Genomic DNA, 774 nt, shown 5'->3' with positions numbered 1-774 from the left:
GCCTTAGATGCACACCCAAATGTCGAGATTCGTATTTTTAACCCTACCCCAAGTCGCAGTGGCTTTTCTAAATGGTTTAGCTTTCTATCTGATTTTTCTCGTCTAAATCGACGTATGCATAATAAGTCGTTCACAGTGGATGGCGTATTTTCGGTTGTCGGCGGACGCAATATTGGCGATGAGTATTTCGATTACTCTGACGAGATTAACTTCCGAGATCGAGACGTGTTAGTGCGCGGTGAGGTGGTGACAGAGATCCAAGGTAGCTTTGCAGAGTACTGGAACAGTGAATGGTCTTACCCTGTGGAGATGCTGGGTGATGCTGATTCCACAGACCTCTCTCTTCTCGATGAGGTTGTAACGCCTCGTTATAAAAATTATCCAGAGCTGCCTAATGGGCGAGAGGCGTCTCAACGTTTCTTAAGCGAGCTAACGCAGCAGATGACATGGGTCGAAGCGCATTTTGTTTATGATCGCCCAACTCCTGTAGATGCTGGTGAAACCGATCAGCCAAAAGAGACGGCGGTGATTTTGGGTGAGTTAGCAGAACAGTCAAAACAAGAGATCTTGCTCGAGTCAGCGTATTTGGTGTTTGATGACGGTCAGCTTGATGAATGGCAGATGCTGAATAAGCAAGGTGTTGAAATTAAAGCGTTAACCAACTCGATGGCTTCAAATGACTTGGTGACTAACCACTCGGCCTATGCGGGCAGACGCCAAGATATGTTGGAACATGGTATTGAACTGTTTGAGCTGAGACCTGACTCTGGACTT

Annotated in this window: 1 protein-coding gene; it reads left to right on the top strand. The window is 46.5% G+C overall.

Annotation, left to right across the window (positions count from 1 at the left end):
- On the top strand, nt 1–774 hold a 774-nt coding region (locus KIV40_RS29000; protein WP_285352684.1), incomplete at both ends, for a phospholipase D family protein.

It is taken from the genome of Vibrio sp. D173a (assembly GCF_030248475.1).
This window is presented reverse-complemented; position numbering and strand designations above follow the sequence as displayed.